Below are 18,298 nucleotides of genomic sequence, written 5' to 3'. Positions count from 1 at the left end.
TAATAGTCGTATTGTTTTTGGTCAGCAGTTGGGAAATTAATCAGTTCTACTTTTCGGGTTCATTTTAACGAACAAACACCCGAATTACATGACCATTTCTCCGACATCCATTCTCAGTAAAAAGGTATTGGCGTTTATACAATCGCAAACAGTAATCACACTTTGCGTATGCGACAATAATCTTCCTTATACAGCAATGTGCTACTACGTATATCTCCCTGAGGAGAACATTATTGTTTTTAAATCAAAGCGGGAAACGACCCATATGAACGCTGCTTTGAAAAATTCTTTGGTCGCGGGCGCAGTAAGACAAGACAAATTGTTAAGCACAAATGTGGTTGGAGTACAGCTAACAGGCATGTTGCTGACGAACAATAACAGCAGCTTATTGTCAGTTGCCACCCGAAAATATTACATGAAATACCCTTTTGCCGTCGCAGTAAGCGGCGACATTTGGATGATAAGGCCGGATGCCATAAAATACACTGAGAATAAGATGGGAATAATGGGAAAAGAAGAGTATAGGCTGATAGCCGAATAACTGAATAACTGAATGGTTGGAAATTGCAGAGCAAAATCGAAAATAAGACACTCAGTTATTCAATTATTCAGTCTCTATCCCTCCACCAACTGAATATTTATAAACAATCTCACATCGTCGCCCAATAAGAAGCCGCCGGTTTCAGTTGCTGCGTTCCATACGAGATTAAAATCTTTTCTGTTGACCTTGCCGGTTATTTCAAATCCGGCCTTTGTAACACCCCAGGGATCTTTGGCAACACCACCGAACTCAACTTTTAGCTCGACTGGTTTGGAAATGCCTCTGATAATGAGATCTCCCTTCAGCTTAAACTCCTCGTCGGATACTTTATGTAATACGCCATTTTTGAAGTCGATGGTTGGATATTTGTCCGCGGCAAAAAAATCATCGGATCGCAAATGGTTGTCCCGATCTGCAGTGTTGGTGTCTATGCTTTTTGCTTCGATGCTAAAGCTCGCCTCGGCACCATCAAAGTCATCGCCATTCGAATGCACTTCTCCATCGAAAACTTTAAAAGTTCCCGTAACTGTAGAAATAACGAGATGTTTTACCTTGAATTGGACTTCCGTGTGGGCGGGATCTACCTTCCACAGTTTTGTGTTTGCCATAAATATTTATTAAAAAGTTATGATGTATGTTTTATCTATTAAATTTTCATTCCATTGATAGCTTTTATAAATACATAAGATTCAATAGAATACATAAAAAATGCCGATCGTAATCGGCATTGAGTTCAGATAAAAGAGAACAACTGTATTATTACAGCTAAAGAAAGGGAAAGGTTTATGGCAATGGAAAAATATTTTGAAGAGAAAGAACGCAGATTTTGATGATTAGGGTGATCTGAGATTTTGGAATTTCCGAAATCCTGTAAATCTCAAGTCAAAAAAATCAGTCTAATCAGCGTCATCTGCGTGCCTTCTCTTTATGCGATCAACGGCAACGTATCGAAATTGTGCAACAAGATTGACGACAATGCATTCTGATCTACACCCAGCCAATCTTTTAAAATAGAGGCATACAAACTTCTGAAATCATACTGCATTGCAACATTATCATTCACTGTTACATTATCCGGAATGATGGGACTGTGGCCTATTTGGCCACCTTTTACCTTTTTGCCAAAAACAATTACCGGGGCTGCCACGCCATGGTCTGTTCCGCCGCTGGCATTGGACCTGATTCTTCTTCCGAACTCAGAAAAAGTCATGCCCATCACGCGATCATCAACACCCATTAGCTTAAGGTCGTCCATGAATGCGGCTATCGAATTGGATAAGTTTTCCAGCAACTGGGCGTGTTTGCCCTTCGACGTGTCTGTGTTTACAGTTTGCCCCGCATGTGTATCAAAACCTCCAATGTTTACCACATACACTTTGGTTTGTAAGCCGCCACTGATAAGCCTTGCAACAATTTTTAGTTGTTCACTTAAATTGTTTTTTCCCTTGTCTTCGTATTTTGTAGAAAGTGTTTTCGATTTCTTTGCAGCCTTTTTTATTACACCAGCATAGGCATCTGTTTTTTCAGAAAGCTCTCGCAAATAAGAAAGCTGATTAGCAACTCTGTCGCTATTAAAATGATCATCGTTTTTATCCTGATGATCCTCCAGCATTTTATAAAAACTTTCGGGATTACTGATAGCCATGCCCATTGGATAAGAATGCCCCTGCAATGCCGGCGAAACTACAGAGCCTATCTGAATGGCAAACGGATCTGGCATTTGCGGGTTAGGATAATGATCCGGGTAACCGGGATATTGTTGCTCAAGATATCTTCCCAACCAACCCGTAGTAATGTTGTCGCTGGAATCTTCGCCCGTTAACCAAATATCTGTTGCCTTGAAGTGAGAAAAATTTGGAGCGGGATAACTCACGCCTTGCACCAATGAAATTTGCCCATCGTTATACAAGTTTTGAATGCCTGTCATAGAAGGGTGCAAGCCTGTGCTGTCGTTGCCGGTTAAACGAAGAATTTTACTTTCTTCGATGGCAATGTTTTTTCTGGCGTTAATATACTGACTGTAATAATCTACAGGGATCACCATGTTCAATCCATCATTTCCACCGGCAAGTTGTATAAGCACTAAAACATTTCCATCTGTTGATGAATTGTTGAAAGCCTGTACCAGCGGGCTCGCGGCAAATGCACGCAGATTAAAGCCCCCGAGAAAAACCGGTGCAACAATTGACGGAACGGTATATTTAAAAAATGTTCTTCTTTTCATCTGAGGTTTGTTTTTTGGTTCACAGGTTGGTTTAACAAAGTTGATATTCGGGCAGGTCCATTAAATATTTGTACAGCTGTCTGAGTTTAGTTTCAACGATTGTTTTGTTTTCTTTCGTTGGATTTTGAATATAGCTTGTCCAAATATTCGTCCAATAATGATCTGCCATATCCTGTAAGTTGGAAAGCAGAATAGATGTTTTAATGAACTGCTGCTGATCGTTTGGAAGATTGGTACCAAGTAAATATTGCACAGAGCCTTGTATCAGCATATCAGGATTCTCGGGTGATTGCAATGATTTTGCAAAGGCAATCAGATCAATGCCCACAAAATCTCCCTGCGATTTTGTTCTGTACCCAAACAATACCATTCTATCGCTAAACTGATTTCTTTTTGGCAGCGTGTCTGAATTTACCCACAGCTTATAAAATGCGGGACTTTCATAATATGCCTGCCAACCCGCAACATTCGGCGGATCTCCAATATTTTGCTGCATGTATGCGCTTCGCAAAAACATAAACTCGAACGCATCATAACGGCTCATATAATTTGCTTCTGCGGGAAAAGAAACATTGTATTCTCTGCAAAGGTTTACGATAAATTCAACTGGACTTTTAATAATTGCTCCCCGGTTGGCAACGTCAAAGAAATGTTTACTAGTAAGCAACTTTTCAAGCACCGGCTTTATTTCATAGTTGTGTTTTCTAAAAATATCTGCCAATGGCGAAATAATATGCTGTTCAACAGCGGGAGTGATGTTGCTGTAAACAAAAAACACATATAGTTTTCTGCAAATGAACTTTGCGACTTCCGGCTGATCGAAGATCATGTTCATTAGATCATCAACTTCTTGTTGTCCATCTTTGCCGCTTCGTCCCTTGATAACGGTGTTTCCATAAAACGCAGAAAATTGTTTGTCGCCGTCGTCATGTCTTAGTGGATCAAACGCTGAATCCTGCATTAGAGGCCTGATCTTATAACCTGTAAGTACACGGGCAGCGGCCTTTACATCAGCCTCTGTATAGTGCGATCCCGGCCCTTTACCAATTGTGAAGAGTTCCTGTAATTCCCGTCCGTAATTTTCGTCCGGTGCTTTTTTTGTATTGAGGGCGCCATTAAGATATCGAAGCATCGCGGGATCCGTCGTAATCGCTTTCGTCATCTCTTTAAAATTGCCCAACGCATATTTGCGCAAAAGCAAATTATGTTGATAAATGAACTGTGGATGCCTGATTGTTTCCGTTTGCGTAGCGAAATGATTGTGCCAGAAAAGCACCATTTTTTCATGTATGCTGCGGTTCTGCGTTATCATCTGCATCGTCCACCAGCTTTTGAAAGATCGTATGCGTCTACCCGTTAGCATACCGCTATTGTTGGTGGCATTAACCCACGTTTGTCCAAGGGGAACCTGCTCATCTGTTACCTTGTCATCATTGTAATTGTTTACCGGAGGCGCGGGATTATTGACAGTTGTGTCGAGGAGTTCTTTTACCGCTTTTTTTGCCGAATGCTTTTTAAAATATTCTACTTCTGCAACGGGAGCGCCAAATTGTGTTCTGCGAAGCAAATGCCGCACCGCGCTTTCATCCCACGGCTTTTTGTAGGTTTCCAATCCGCTCGCAATATCCGGAAAGGAAACTTCCTGCCACTTAATGGAATCTTTTTTGGGCAAAAAACTTTTGAAAATGTCTCTTCTGGTAATGGACATAGGACGATGTTGTATAAAATGAAATTACCGGCGGTGCCAAATATTGTTACTGCCTGTAATGGATAGGCAAATGGGCTACAATATGCTAAGAAAGGGATTGAGGGGGAAAGTTTAACGAAATAAAAATTAATTTTTGGTTAATGTGAGGAGGCCTGACTGAATAACTGAGTAATCGAATAACTGAAGGGTTGTTATTTAATTATACCCTTCGACATTCGGATACTCAGTTATTCGGATACTCAGTTATTCAGTCACTATTCAATCAATAACTTCATAAACTCAGACGAATCGCCATTGAAAACATTGAAATCTACGCGGTTGGCAATGCCATTTATGTGTCCGCTTTCGCTGTGTTGCCAAAAAGTCCATTCGCGGGTAATGCGGGGCTTGTCTTTTTGCAGATAATGCGCCACCCATAAAGGATAGTCGTCGAAATCGTTTTTAAGATATTGATTATAAAAGTCAACATTGGTGTAAATGATGGGCATTACACCATAATATTCATGTATTGTGTCAAGGAATTCTTTTACGCGTTGCTTTACTTTGTCGACACTCACACCGTATGCTTGCTCTACGTCTAATACAGGAGGAAGGTCGCCGGTTTCAAGTTGTACCGTATTGATAAAGTTTTCCGCTTGTATCTTGCCGCTTTTCGTTGCATAGAAGAAATGATAGGCACCTCTTACGACCTCGGCTTTTTTCGCATCGTGCCAATTCTGCTTAAAATAGCCATCCACATTTCCCAAACCTTCAGTTGCCTTAATAAAAGTGAAACCTATTTGTATGTTGTCGACATTCATGGCTTTTACCTCGGCCCAGTCGATATCTTTTTGGTATTTGGAAACGTCAATGCCATGAATCGAGAAATTGTAAGGAATGTCGATGCCAAACTCAGGATAACGGGCAAACTTGGGAACGTTTCTGTTGTAAAGCCACCAGGCTAACACCCCCAATACGGCTAAGATCAATAAGGATAGAAGGGATCTTGAGGTAACTTTCGATTTCTTGGTCTGGGCCATGCGCAAAAATAAGTAATAACTGAATAACTGAGTAACTGATTAACTGAATGGTTGATAGTTGATTATACGCTTCGGTATTCGAACATTCAATAGTTAAATAGCGCAATGATTGAATAACTGGAGTTTGGCGAACTGAAAACTTCAGCTATTCAGTTAATCAGTTATTCAATTATTCAGTTATTAATATAGCCGTAACTTTGCAAACTATGGGTCAATTCAATTGGAGCGATAGTTTAAATCTTTTATCCCGGATGACACCACGACGTGCATGGAACGGAATTAAAGTTTTGAGCAGTTATTATGTAAGCAAGTGGACGAAAAAACCAATACAATGGGGTTATCCCGTTTCCATTTCCTTTGAGCCCACTACATCATGCAATCTTCGCTGCCCTGAATGCCCGAGCGGCCTGAGAGCTTTTACGAGACCAACAGGAATGTTGAAGAATGATTTTTTCAAACAAACCATTGATCAGCTTTACAAGGATCTTTTTTATTTGGTGTTTTACTTTCAAGGCGAACCATACCTGAATCCGGATTTTCTTGAAATGGTAAAATATGCCACGAAGAAAAAGATATATACAGCAACTTCTACCAATGCTCATTACCTGACAGATGAGAATGCCAAAAGGACCGTGGAAAGCGGGCTTGACAGGCTGATCATCTCCATTGACGGCACAACGCAAGATGTGTATCAGCAATATAGAGTAGGCGGTAAGTTGGAAAAAGTGATCAAAGGCGCAGAGAATATTGTGAAGTGGAAAAAAGAATTGAACAGTAAAAAGCCATTCGTGATCTTTCAGTTTTTGGTTGTAAAGCAAAATGAGCACCAGATAGAAGAGGTCAAAGCATTGGCCGAAAAGATTGGCGTGGATGATGTATGGCTAAAAACAGCGCAGGTGTATGATTATGAAAATGATCCACATCAGTTAATACCAACAATCGAAAAATATAGTCGCTACAAAAAGAACGAAGAAGGCGTGGTCCAATTCAAGAACAAGCTTGAAAATCACTGCTGGCGTTTGTGGCACGCTACTGTGATAAGTTGGGATGGACTGGTGGTTCCGTGCTGTTTTGATAAAGACGCAACTCATAAATTGGGGAGCTTAAAAGATAAGAGTTTTAAAGAGGTCTGGCAAAGTGATGAATACGTAAAATTCAGAAGGGATATCCTGCAAAGCCGCAAAAACATTGATATTTGTGCCAATTGCAGCGAAGGAACAACAGTGTGGAGTTGAGGTCATCTCTAGCAATGAGATTGCTTCGCCTCGTTTGCCCCGGTGCGATTTGTATCTTTGTTATTGAGCATACATAATTTCAAGAGGCTCGCAATGAACCTGTAACTCTTGGATTTGCAATAACTATTTGTATGGTAAAACGCAAAAAGTTTGCATCGTCATTGCGAGACCCTGAAGAGAAAGAAGGTTGTAAAGCAAAGCAATCTGGGCTGGTATATACGGAAATGTGTCGAAGCAATCTCACTCAGGGAGCACCTGCTTAAAGAAACGACATTAATTCACGATTGTAAACTTGTCTAAACTTTTTTATTTTAGCAACTGAACATTTTTATTGTTATGGGTATCGAACATGATATATATCAAACCACTTTTAGAAGTGAGTACCAAAAGTCTGCTATAAATCTTATTTATACGTACAATTGGTTCATGGAAAAAGTTAAGAAAATATTGGAGAAAGAAGATATCACTTCTCAGCAATTTAACATTTTACGTATTCTGCGCGGCCAGTGCGGGCCCCTTTCTACATTGCAGATCAGGCAGCGCATGCTTGATAAAATGAGTGATACAAGCCGAATCGTAGATCGCCTGATTGCAAAAGATCTTGTTAAAAAAGTGACTTGCGAAAATGACCGTAGGCTTGTGGATGTTACCATTACTCCAAAAGGACTTGAGCTGCTATCAGAACTTGATAAATACCAGGATGAAATGGATGGCTTATTTAGCCGTCTGTCTGAAGAGGAAGCAAAAATCTTGAATACACTTTTAGACAAAGTGAGAGGTGGATGCAACGCGGAATAGATTATTAACTTCTTTACCCATATGATGATGAAAACTGCCCAAAGGCTTATTATAGGATTATTGTGTTTTTTTCAGTTAGCTCCTCTATCCAAATCGGTTGCACAGCAGGCGAAACCTGAGTTCAGAGCTGCATGGATCGCAACGGTTGACAATATTGATTGGCCAAACAAAGGCGAATACAATGTAGAAAATCAGCGTCAGCAATTTATTGATTTACTGGAAATGCATAAGCGCAACGGCCTTAATGCTGTCGTTGTACAAATAAGACCTTCTGCGGATGCATTTTATCCTTCATCTTTCGAACCCTGGAGCCAATGGCTAACAGGTACGCAAGGCAAACCGCCAGTTCCTTACTATGATCCGTTGCAGTTCATGATTGCTGAAACGCACAAGCGCGGAATGGCCTTTCATGCATGGTGCAACCCTTACAGAGCAGAGTTTTTAATCGGCAAATCTTCTATTGCTGCAACACATATCACCAAAATACATCCGGAGTGGTTTCTTAGCTATGGCGACAAACGCTATTTTGATCCGGGCAATAAAGACGTACAAGAATTTGTTACAGGAGTTATTCGCGATGTTGTGAGTCGTTATGCCGTAGACGGTATCCATTTCGACGACTATTTTTATCCATACAGGATTGCTGGAAAAGAATTTCCCGATAATACGAGTTATGCAAAATATGGTAATGGCATGTCAAAAGATGACTGGCGCAGATCCAATGTTGACTCCATTATTGTAAGTCTGAATAAAGCCATCAAAGAAGCCAATGGCGCCTGTGTTTTTGGTATAAGCCCGTTTGGTGTTTGGAGAAATAAAGACAAAGACCCCGAAGGTAGCCAAACAAAAGCCGGTCAAACAAACTACGACGATCTCTATGCAGATATTTTGCTGTGGTTAAAAGAAGGTTGGATCGACTATGTGGCGCCACAGTTATATTGGGAGATTGGTTTCAAAGTAGCCGATTATACCGTATTGCTGGATTGGTGGAGCAAACACACTTACGGTAAGCATTGCTACATCGGGTTGGGTGTATACAGAGCCAACTCAAACGCCGCCTGGAAGGACAAAACACAATTACCACGACAAATAGAAATGCTTCGCAATACGCCAAATATTCAAGGCATGATCTTCTTCTCAAGCAAATCATTTGTAAACAATCCAAACGGCTGGAGCGATAGTTTGCGATTGAATTACTTTAAAGATCCGGCACCGCTGCCAACAATGGACTGGATCAAGTAGTGAACACGCAGATGACGCTGATTTGCGCAGATAGGCACACGGACGACAAGGATTAGACGGATTAACACGGATTTTTTTTGCTTGTACAGTCAAGCTGAAATTAATCGCACGGAAAAAATGAAGTCCGATATTGCGAGCATTCTGCTTATATCAACTTCAAATCTCAAATCAAAGAAATCCGCGTCATCCGTATGCTAACTAAACAGCGTAAATCAGGTAAATCAGCGTCATCTGTGCGCTCACTTTTTTGCATCATTGTGTATTTTATAATTCCCCAAATTTTCTTTCTCTTAATTTCCACTCTGTAGATTTGCGGAAAACGAACAGGATGAGATTTTTGGCGATCGTATTGGCTTTGCTCGGCGGAATTTTTGCGCAGGCTCAAACCACAAAAGACAGCACTCAACGAATTAATTTTCATTTCCAGACAACCTACATATATCAGTACAAACCCTCTTTCCAATCTCCGTATAGCGGCACAAACAGCTTGACCGGAGAAGAAGAAAAGCAAAATTCACTTTCAGCAACATTATATCTTGGTGCAAGATTGTGGAAAGGCGCTGCTATTTTCATAAACCCGGAAATTGTGGGTGGTAGCGGTTTAACTGGTGCCGTTGGTATGGGTGCTTCTTCAAATGGTGAAACCTTTCGGGTAGGTAACCCTGAACCAACTTTATTTTTGGGCCGCGCTTATTTACAACAAACATTTGCACTAAAAGGCGGATATGAAGATGTAGACGATGCAGCGAACCAGCTTCGCGGAAAGGAGCCAAAAAACTTCATTCGCGTACTTGCAGGAAAATTCTGTCTTGGCGATATATTTGACAACAATGATTACAGCAATGCACCAAGGACACAGTTCCTAAACTGGGCATTTATGAATAATGGCGCCTGGGATTATGCGGCTGATGTTCGCGGTTATACTTACAGCGTTTCTGCAATGTTGCAATTAGGCGATTGGGCATTTAAAGCTGGTGCAGCAGCACTTCCAACGACAGCTAACGGAAGTAAATTAAATACCAATCTATCCGAAGCGCTTTCCCTGAATGCACAAATCGAAAGAGGGTTTTCCATCAACAACCGTCCCGGAAGTGTTAAGTTGCTTGCATTTCGTAACAGAGCCAACATGGGTAATTACGACTCGGCAATTAAAATGGTGGAACCTGATATCACCGCTACAAGAGAATTCGGCAGAACTAAATATGGATTTGGTGTAAACTTTAGTCAGCAAATTGGCAAATACACAGGCTTGTTTGCTCGTGCAGGTTGGAACGATGGCAAAAATGAAACATGGTGCTTTACCGAGATCGACCAGAACTTATCTGCCGGTATTTTGATTGATGGTGCAAAATGGAAACGTGAAGATGACGAGCTTGGCATTGCCACAACATTAGGTGGTTTGTCAAAAGATCACCGTGAATATCTTAAGCTCGGGGGAAATGGTTTTATACTTGGTGATGGAACCATAAACTATGCTGTTGAAAATGTTACTGAGGTCTATTATAAAGTAAAACCCTTCAAACAATATCCCATCTGGTTTTCGGGCGATTACCAGTTTGTGTTAAACCCTGGCTACAATAAGGACCGCGGTCCCGTGAGTATTTTATCTGCAAGGTTCCACGTGGAGTTTTAGGGAGCACGCAGATGACGCTGATTAGACTGATTTACGCTGATTTTTTCAAGCGTTCAGTTATTTCTGCTATTGTGGTAATGTATCCGTGTAAATCCGTCTAATCCGTGTCATCCGCATGCCAACTAATCTGTGTAAGTCAGTCTAATCAGCATCATCTGTGTGCCATTGGCTTTATGCATTATAGACATCATCTATATCATCATAGAAAAAATCAACTTCTTCTATGGTCATTCTTCCCTACTTTCGCGCCTCATTTAAGAACAATAATTAAACACGAATATGAGCAACAAAGTATTATCAATTGGAGCAGAGTTTCCAGAGTTCAACAAAAAGGCAGTAGTATCAATAGAAAAAGGGAAAGAGTTTTACGACATTTCTTCTGAAGAAATCAAGAACAGCGGCAAATGGATGGTGATGTTCTGGTGGCCAAAAGATTTCACTTTTGTGTGCCCTACAGAAATCGCTGAATTCAACAAACATTATCAAGACTTCGCAGACCGCGATGCAATCCTGATTGGTGCTTCTACAGACAGCGAGTTTGTTCACGTTGCATGGAGAAGAGATCACGAAGATTTGAAAGGCTTGCAGTTCCCAATGTTGGCAGATACCTCAAAATCTCTTGCTGAAGAATTGGGTATTCTTGAACCAAACGAAAAGATCGCTTACCGCGCTACTTTCGTTGTAGACCCTCAAGGTATTGTACGTTGGGTTTCTATGTACGACCTGAGTGTTGGCCGTAATGTAAAAGAAGTATTACGTGTATTGGATGCTCTGCAAACAGACGAACTTTGCCCTTGTAACTGGCAAAAAGGTGAAGCTACTTTAAACGCTTAAAAAATATAAAAAAGTCCGGCAAACAACCGGACTTTTTTCGTCCTCTCTCCGGTATACTTTCATACCAACTACAACGATTCTTGTTCAAAATAATTTTTAGTTGTCGGTGCAGCAATGTGCTGATGCTTTTATGTTCTTAAAATCGGGAAATATGTTTGGAACTACAAATACAACAGATAATGCAGTTGCGCTTTTGAAAGATCTTGGCCTTAGCGAAGAGCATGTGAGTGATAATCTGAAATTGCTCGCATCGACTGATAGCAAGTATCTGCGCGATCTTAAAATAAATGTTACAAATGCATTAGCTGCAGAAACGCTTTCAAAAAAAGAAGCTTATTTACTGGCATTGGCAGTTGCAATGAATGAGAAAAATGTACTCCTTCAAAATGCATTTACAGTATTTGCAAAAGCAGAAGGCGCAAACGAAAAAGAAGTTGCAGAAACAATAAGCTGCACAAGTTTGCTTACCGCAAACAATGTGTATTATCGTTTTCGTCACTTTATGCACGATGAATTTTACAGCAATGCACAAGCCGGCATTCGCATGAGCATCATGGCAAATCCAATTTTAGGAAAAGAATTTTTCGAATTGCTGAGCCTTGCTGTTAGTGCTTTGAATGGTTGTGAGTTGTGTGTAACATCTCATGAAAAAACATTGATTGCGCATGGTACGGCTAAGCAACGTATTCATGATGCTGTAAGACTTTCTGCGGTTATAAAAAGCCTTGTGGTTTTGATGTAATTTGAATAGTGAACATGAGAGAAAACAATAGCCGGTTGCCACGCGGCCGGCTTATTATTTTATCAAAGCGGAGTGCCGTGGTTTTTGTCTTCACGAAGCACGGCTTTATGAAATAACTTCAATGAACGCGTCCTTCCTCAGGAACTCAATGTAAATGCCTGTGCCTTGATCAGGCGTGCTTTTAATTTCCATGTGGCCGTTGATCGCCTTTATCCTATCCTGAATGCTTTGCAGCCCCATTCCTCCGGACGATGAGCGTCTTTCAGCAGGCATACCAATACCATTGTCTTCAACAGTAAGGTCCAAACCTTCTTCCTGAAAACAAAATTGTACCAGCGCTTCCGTAGCCTTGGAGTGCTTTAGAATGTTATGAAGAAGTTCTTGTGTAATGCGATATAAAAGCAACTCAAATTCCTTATTGAATTTTTTTATAGAACCAACTGTCTGGAACGAAATATTGATTGAGTTGTTTCCTGCCATTCTTTCGCAGAAAGACTTAGCAGCTTCTACCAGGCCTTTCTGTAAAAGTATTTCAGGCATAATGTTATGCGCCGTTTTGCGTAATTCAACGGATGCTTCTTTCAGCAGCTTTAATCCTTCTGAAAAATTATTTTCATTTTCAAGATAAAGATCGCTTTTAACCTGTTCGAAGTTAATGGTTGAAATAGCAAGTAGTCCGCCGATGCCATCATGCAGCTCCTGGGCAATTCTGATACGTTCTCTTTCTTCTCCATTAATGGTGGCGTTAAGTCTTGTGATCTCCATTTGCTGATCAAAGCTGTTAATCTTTTCCTCCTGCAATTTCTGTTTATGTAAACTGTTTTTTCTCCACAGGAAAAACATAACGGTTAGAAATATGGCCGCGATGCTTATGCATCCCAATAAAAGGTTTCTTTTGTGCACCTTATTCCTGGTTTCTTCAATAGCGAGTTTTTGCTTAGCCAATTCTTTATCCTTTTCGGAAAGGCGATATCTTATCTCAAGCTGGTTCACCATATCCAACTTGTCTTTTTTCATTATACTGTCGTGCAATGCCAGGTAAAGGTCTGCATGCTGATATGCCTTTTCATATTCTCCCAATGCTTTGTAAGATTCAGACACTATTTTATGGGCGTCGATAATTTCGTTTCTTATAGGACTACCCGTTTCTTCAGCCCGCTTGAGGTTTTCATTAACAAGCGTTATTGTTTGGGCATACTTGTTTTGCTGAAATAAGGCTTTAGCCTTTATAAGATTGGCAATGATCAAATAGAACGCGTACGACTCGTGGTATTTGGGATTCTTATCCATATCGGTTACCCGATTCAAATACTCCAGCGCTTCTGCAGGTTTGTTTTCAATAAGATACGCTTCAGAAATGTTTAGCAACGTAGAAATTTTTCGCGGAATACTGATGACCTTATCCTGCGTTACAAGATATTGCTTGAAGTAGTTGCGCGACATTTCATATTGTTTGGCAGCGTAGTAATACAGCCCTTGCAAAAAGTACAAGTTCGCAATAACATTCGTAGTGTCCTGGACACGCCTGACTGCAAGCTTTGCTTTTTCAACATACTGGTGAGCAGTGTACTCCATGTGCGCGAAATCGTAATCCATGTTTAGCCAGAAGGCTGTGAGTTTAATGTAAATATCAATTTCAAACTCTGGCGAATTGATATTGCCGCTTGTTATTTCATCATTTAAGAGATAATAGAAATAAGCAGATGAATCTTTTTTGCCTTTTTCATCGTACGCTTCGGCGAGAAGAATGTGTATGTCTGCCTTAAGTTTTGGGTTAGAAAGATTGTATCTTGCATAGAGAGTGAGCGCAAGATTTCCCTGTTCAATAACGGTGTCGATGTTGGCTCCTGAAAACCAGGCGCCGATGTTTATGAGTGTATTAACAATGCCATTGCCATAGTTGATTTCCTTGCTTTTTTGCAAGGCCTCATTTAAAAGTGCAAGCGATCTTTCAGGTTGGGAATTTCTTATATCGTGGCTTTCGTTCCACAGCTTTTGAATTGCAACAGTATCTGCAGCAAATTGTGCGTTGCTTTTGTTTTGCGCAAACAAGTTTGAACAAAACAATGTCAGCAGCAATTGCAGGCACGTGATTAATAAAAATTCTCGTTTAATATAGGGGCAACGCATAGGCCATTTGGTTAAACTGGTTCCATCATTTTGTAATTACAAAAAATAAACCTTTCATATAGTTTTGGTTGTAAGCATCGATGGTGTCTAATCGTTAGCTACGCAGTGGATAAGGTAATTCCTCTGCAGTTAATGAGCCTTCATTTCGGCAATATAGTGGTTTCTACTCAATTTTTTTCAATGATCAGTCGGCAACCAGAAAATTTTTCTTCCGGTATTTTGCATTTTAACCGCCGCTTATTATAAGATGTGTCATATCAATCAGTTGTAATAAGTGAAATTCAGTTAATAATGGGATATTAAAAACGATGAGGAAGTACTTTGTGGTTTGTGCAAAAAAAGCAAAACCGGCTCCACAATTAAACGGAGCCGGTTTTGTGCGCAATTTATTTGTGGTACAATTATGCGTACATCGCTTCAATTACCGGTCTGTATTTTTCCATAACCACTTTTCTTTTCAAACTCAATTTAGGCGTAAGCTCACCAGAGTTCACCGACCAGTCATTTGCCAGTAACTCAAATTTTTTCACCTGCTCCACATGATTGAAAAACTTATTATACTCGTTGATGATCTCTTTATAAAAAGTGATCACACGAGGGTCTTTAATGATTTCTTCATTGCTGGTAAATGGAATGTTCTGCTTCTTGCACCACTCTTTCAAATTTGAGAAAGAAGGAACAATAACGGCAGAAACGAATTTCCTTTCCGATCCTATCACCATCACCTGTTCAATGAGCATCGACTCTTTCAATTTGTTTTCGATAGGCAATGGAGCAACATATTTGCCGCCGCTTGTTTTGAATAGTTCTTTTTTGCGATCAGTTATTTTCAAAAATTTCCCATCTACCATTGTACCGATATCTCCGGTGTGGAACCAACCATCGGTAATTTCATCAGCAGTAAGATCCGGGCGTTTATAGTAGCCCATCATAATGTTATCTCCTTTTACGAGCAGTTCTCCATCTTCAGCAAATTTTGCCTGCACCTGATCAATCAACGGACCTGTGGTGCCAAACTTTCTGCCTTCTTCGTCAAATCTGTTTACGCTGATTACCGGTGATGTTTCAGTAAGACCGTACCCTTCCATGATCGGGATGCCTGCCGCAGTAAAAATTCTGATAAGCCGCACCTGGCAAGCCGCGCCGCCTGTTACAATACATTGCAAATGATTACCGAGGCCTTCGCGCCACTTGCTGAAAATGACTTTGTTTGCAATAGCCAGTTGCATGTTGTACCACATGCCCTGGTTTTGATTGATCTCAAATTTGGTGGCAAGTCCATGCGCCCAGAAAAATAATTTCTTTTTAATGCCAGTCAGGTCAGCGCCTTTTTGCATGATGCGTTCGTATACTTTTTCAAGTAAACGCGGCACGGTGGTGAACAAGGTTGGCTTTACTTCCTGTAAATTTTCACCAATGGTATCAAGGCTTTCGGCGTAGTAAATGGAAGCACCTTTAAACATATAAATGTAGCTAACCATTCTTTCAAAAATGTGATTGAGCGGTAAAAAGCTCAATGCTCTGAATCTATTACCCGGCGGAAAACAAGGCATGCTGCTTTGCACATTGCTGAGAATATTTTTGTGAGAAAGCATTACTCCTTTCGGCGTGCCCGTTGTTCCTGAAGTATAAATGATGGTTGCGAGGTCTTCGTACTTAATTGTCGCAGCAATTGCCTTTACTTTTTCAATAGCCCCTGGTGTAGACTTTTGAAAAACTTCTTTCCAGTGTGCTGCATTGGGAACGTGCTCAAAGCTAAAAATGTATTGCAGACTAGGTACCTTATGCTTGATGCTGAATATTTTTGTGTAGGTTTCTTCGTCATTAACAAAGGCCATTTTTATTTGTGAATCATTCAAAATAAATTCAAGCTCATGCACATTAATGGTTGGGTAAACAGGAACCAGAACAGCTCCGTTTTGCTGGACAGCCAAATCAAGCATAATCCACTCCGGACGGTTTTTAGATAGAATGACAACTTTATCTCGATTCTCGATAGTCATGTCATTGCCGCTGATACCAAGGTTGAACAAGCCGCCACTTAACTCTTCTGTAATATTTTTTACTTCCTGCGTGCTATATTTTTTCCACTGTCCATTTTCTTTTGCAGCAAGCATATCTTCTATAGGGCTCCTTTCCAAATGATACTGCACACAATCAAAAAGTCTCGTTGGATTTGTAATCATAGTCAATCGTTAAACTTAATCTTCCGCTTTGTTTACAGCCTCAATTTAATCAAATCTTTTTAATGGAAAATTTGAATTTAATTGAAAGTTGAAAGTTGAAAATTGAAAATGCTGCTCCAAGGTTGAAGATGAACAAATTTTAAAATCCCTCCATTTTCCATTTTCCATTTTCAACTTTCAATTTTCAATTATGCGTTAAGTGTTTGCAAAGCCTTTAAACAAGTCTGCACTTCTTCCTCAGAATTGAGAATGCACGGCGTTAATCTTACGTAACTCACCCGATATGGAGAAGAGCTTGCAATTATTTTTTTAACGTGCAGTTTTGCTACAACTGTATCGGGATTTTTAAAGCCGGCCACTTCAAAGCAATTGATTGCTGCGGACAGAGAAGGAGAGGCTGGCGTATGCAGCGTTATGTTTTTCATCTCCATCAAATTATTTTTCAGTAACGTACTTAGTTCATGACTGCGTGACTCAATTTTATCTCTACCAATTTGTGTATGAAATTCAAATGCCTTTGGCAGCGCCCATCTGTGTTCAAAAGAATGAAAACCTCCCGGTGTGCACCAATCGCCAAATGGGATTTTTCCGTCCGGCACCATTCCCAGCCACATGCCATATGCATAATTTGAAAACGCTGGAATGGTTGGTGAAAGCTGGTTCCATGTATCTTTCTTCGCCCATAGAATGCCAGTGCCACGTGGCCCAAAGATCCATTTGTGTGTACTGGCAACAAAAAAATCACAGCCGAGATCTTTTATACTAAAGTTTTCAATACCTGTTGCATGTACTCCATCCACAGCAAAATAAATTCTTCTTCCTTGTTTTGCGCTCACTGCTCTCACTGCGTCTGTCATTACCTTAATGGGCAGCTTTACACCCGTGCATGAATGTACCCAGGTAACGGCAACCAGTTTTGTTTTCGTTGTAATGCCGTTTGTAAGTGCTGTTACAATCTCATCAACACTTGCTTTTGCGGGATCTTCATATAGTGTGATCCTTCTTATGGTTGTATTGCTTTTTGCAGCTGCAAATTCTAGTGATTTTTCTGTAGAGTAATGATCATGTACAGTTGTTAGCACTTCATCATTTTCTGTAAGACGAAATCCGTTGTACAACATAGCAAGGCCCATGGTAGTACTATCGGTTAAAGCAATTTCTTTTGGATCGACATCAAAAAATTTGCCGGCAGATTGTGCGATGCTGTCCTCCATAGTTGGGTACTGGCTTTCCCAGTATCCACACGGATTCGCGTCTAGCATTTTACGGTGATAGTCGATAGCATCTCTTACAGGTTTTGGATGTGAAGCAAGCAACATTAACGCCATGTGAATGTAATCTGTCTGTAGTAGAAATTGCTGGCGCACTGCGGCCCATGAATCAACTTTGAAAGGCGTATTATCTAAAGATTCGGCATGAGATATTTTGGGTAAAATGGATGCGCCTGTAAGCAACAATCCGGCATCCTTTAGAAAACTTCTGCGTTGCATAAAGAGAGATTTAGCGGTAATGAAAGATTTGAATACAATACATAGTGAAGCATTTCCAGGCTGGAAGCGCAAAACAATCGTTGAAATAAGTCCGATACAAAAGAAAACAATTAAGATGAGTTTTGCAATGTGGTTACTTGGTGTTTGGCTCTTCGAAGCTTCCGGCTTCGGATAGTTATTCTGTAGCTTTCAGCGATATCATTAATAGTGGCAACAGAATAGGGTTGCAAAGCAGAAAGAAATTAAACGTCAGTGCGATTATATAAATGATAGAAATATTTCTATCTTTGAAGTGTCAAGCGGAAATCCTTAACCCATGAAAAGATTTAAGGTGAAAGAAATAATTGATATGCTAAAAGCAGACGGTTGGTTTCTTCACAGTCAAAACGGTACGAGTCACAGGCAATTTAAACACGGTAGCAAAAGAGGAAAAGTTACTGTGAATGGAAAGTCAAGCGACACATTATCGCAAGAGCTCTTAAACAGTATTTTTAAACAAGCGGGATGGCGATAAAC

At 40.4% G+C, this 18,298-nt stretch carries 16 protein-coding genes; 9 read left to right on the top strand and 7 right to left on the bottom strand.

Annotated features, from left to right (window positions below; translation table 11 throughout):
• The first annotated feature begins 88 nt into the window (after positions 1-88).
• Complete coding sequence (locus QJ048_RS02985; RefSeq protein ID WP_282332844.1) at positions 89-541, top strand: pyridoxamine 5'-phosphate oxidase family protein; 453 nt, start codon at positions 89-91, stop codon at positions 539-541.
• A 74-nt stretch (positions 542-615) separates the two neighbouring features.
• Here QJ048_RS02985 and QJ048_RS02980 read toward each other — a convergent pair whose 3' ends face one another.
• The 4 genes from QJ048_RS02980 to QJ048_RS02965 form a co-directional block, all read right to left on the bottom strand.
• Positions 616-1,149 carry a YceI family protein gene (locus QJ048_RS02980; protein ID WP_282332843.1) on the bottom strand — a complete coding sequence of 178 codons (534 nt, stop codon included), beginning with the start codon at positions 1,147-1,149 and terminating at the stop codon, positions 616-618.
• A gap of 317 nt (positions 1,150-1,466) precedes the next feature.
• The gene (locus tag QJ048_RS02975) at positions 1,467-2,765 is read right to left on the bottom strand and encodes a DUF1501 domain-containing protein (protein WP_282332842.1); all 1,299 of its coding nucleotides are present in this window, start codon (positions 2,763-2,765) and stop codon (positions 1,467-1,469) included.
• A 31-nt stretch (positions 2,766-2,796) separates the two neighbouring features.
• Positions 2,797-4,473, bottom strand: coding sequence for a DUF1800 domain-containing protein (locus QJ048_RS02970; protein WP_282332841.1), 1,677 nt, complete (start codon positions 4,471-4,473; stop codon positions 2,797-2,799).
• Between the two features lie 254 nt (positions 4,474-4,727).
• Complete coding sequence (locus QJ048_RS02965) at positions 4,728-5,492, bottom strand: glycoside hydrolase family 25 protein (RefSeq protein WP_282332840.1); 765 nt, start codon at positions 5,490-5,492, stop codon at positions 4,728-4,730.
• Positions 5,493-5,698: 206 nt separating this feature from the next.
• On the opposite strand from QJ048_RS02965, the gene QJ048_RS02960 reads away from it, so the two are divergent.
• From QJ048_RS02960 to QJ048_RS02935, 6 genes are all read left to right on the top strand, one after another.
• Entirely contained in the window at positions 5,699-6,727 is a 1,029-nt protein-coding gene (locus QJ048_RS02960; protein ID WP_282332839.1) for a radical SAM/SPASM domain-containing protein, read from the top strand.
• 336 nt (positions 6,728-7,063) lie between these two features.
• Complete coding sequence (locus QJ048_RS02955) at positions 7,064-7,525, top strand: MarR family winged helix-turn-helix transcriptional regulator (RefSeq protein WP_282332838.1); 462 nt, start codon at positions 7,064-7,066, stop codon at positions 7,523-7,525.
• A 21-nt stretch (positions 7,526-7,546) separates the two neighbouring features.
• Positions 7,547-8,767, top strand: a complete 1,221-nt coding sequence (locus tag QJ048_RS02950) for a glycoside hydrolase family 10-like protein (protein ID WP_282332837.1) — start codon at positions 7,547-7,549, stop codon at positions 8,765-8,767.
• Between the two features lie 328 nt (positions 8,768-9,095).
• Positions 9,096-10,400: a carbohydrate porin gene (locus QJ048_RS02945; RefSeq protein ID WP_282332836.1), complete on the top strand. Its 1,305-nt coding sequence runs from the start codon at positions 9,096-9,098 to the stop codon at positions 10,398-10,400.
• Between the two features lie 279 nt (positions 10,401-10,679).
• Positions 10,680-11,234 carry a peroxiredoxin gene (locus QJ048_RS02940; protein WP_217791422.1) on the top strand — a complete coding sequence of 185 codons (555 nt, stop codon included), beginning with the start codon at positions 10,680-10,682 and terminating at the stop codon, positions 11,232-11,234.
• A 151-nt stretch (positions 11,235-11,385) separates the two neighbouring features.
• Positions 11,386-11,976, top strand: a complete 591-nt coding sequence (locus tag QJ048_RS02935) for a carboxymuconolactone decarboxylase family protein (RefSeq protein ID WP_282332835.1) — start codon at positions 11,386-11,388, stop codon at positions 11,974-11,976.
• Positions 11,977-12,081: 105 nt separating this feature from the next.
• Here QJ048_RS02935 and QJ048_RS02930 read toward each other — a convergent pair whose 3' ends face one another.
• The 3 genes from QJ048_RS02930 to QJ048_RS02920 form a co-directional block, all read right to left on the bottom strand.
• Positions 12,082-14,028, bottom strand: a complete 1,947-nt coding sequence (locus QJ048_RS02930; RefSeq protein WP_282332834.1) for a tetratricopeptide repeat-containing sensor histidine kinase — start codon at positions 14,026-14,028, stop codon at positions 12,082-12,084.
• A gap of 479 nt (positions 14,029-14,507) precedes the next feature.
• Positions 14,508-16,292 carry an AMP-dependent synthetase/ligase gene (locus QJ048_RS02925; protein ID WP_282332833.1) on the bottom strand — a complete coding sequence of 595 codons (1,785 nt, stop codon included), beginning with the start codon at positions 16,290-16,292 and terminating at the stop codon, positions 14,508-14,510.
• Positions 16,293-16,480: 188 nt separating this feature from the next.
• On the bottom strand, positions 16,481-17,782 hold the full coding sequence (locus tag QJ048_RS02920; protein ID WP_282332832.1) for an aminotransferase class V-fold PLP-dependent enzyme: 1,302 nt from the start codon (positions 17,780-17,782) through the stop codon (positions 16,481-16,483).
• Positions 17,783-17,801: 19 nt separating this feature from the next.
• Between QJ048_RS02920 and QJ048_RS02915 the strand changes: the two genes are divergently transcribed.
• Positions 17,802-17,957, top strand: coding sequence for a hypothetical protein (locus tag QJ048_RS02915; protein WP_282332831.1), 156 nt, complete (start codon positions 17,802-17,804; stop codon positions 17,955-17,957).
• Between the two features lie 141 nt (positions 17,958-18,098).
• Positions 18,099-18,296, top strand: coding sequence for a type II toxin-antitoxin system HicA family toxin (locus QJ048_RS02910; RefSeq protein WP_282332830.1), 198 nt, complete (start codon positions 18,099-18,101; stop codon positions 18,294-18,296).
• The last annotated feature ends 2 nt before the right edge of the window (positions 18,297-18,298 follow it).

The organism is Pinibacter soli (genome assembly GCF_029961145.1).
Classification (GTDB): domain Bacteria; phylum Bacteroidota; class Bacteroidia; order Chitinophagales; family Chitinophagaceae; genus Pinibacter; species Pinibacter soli.
This window is presented reverse-complemented; position numbering and strand designations above follow the sequence as displayed.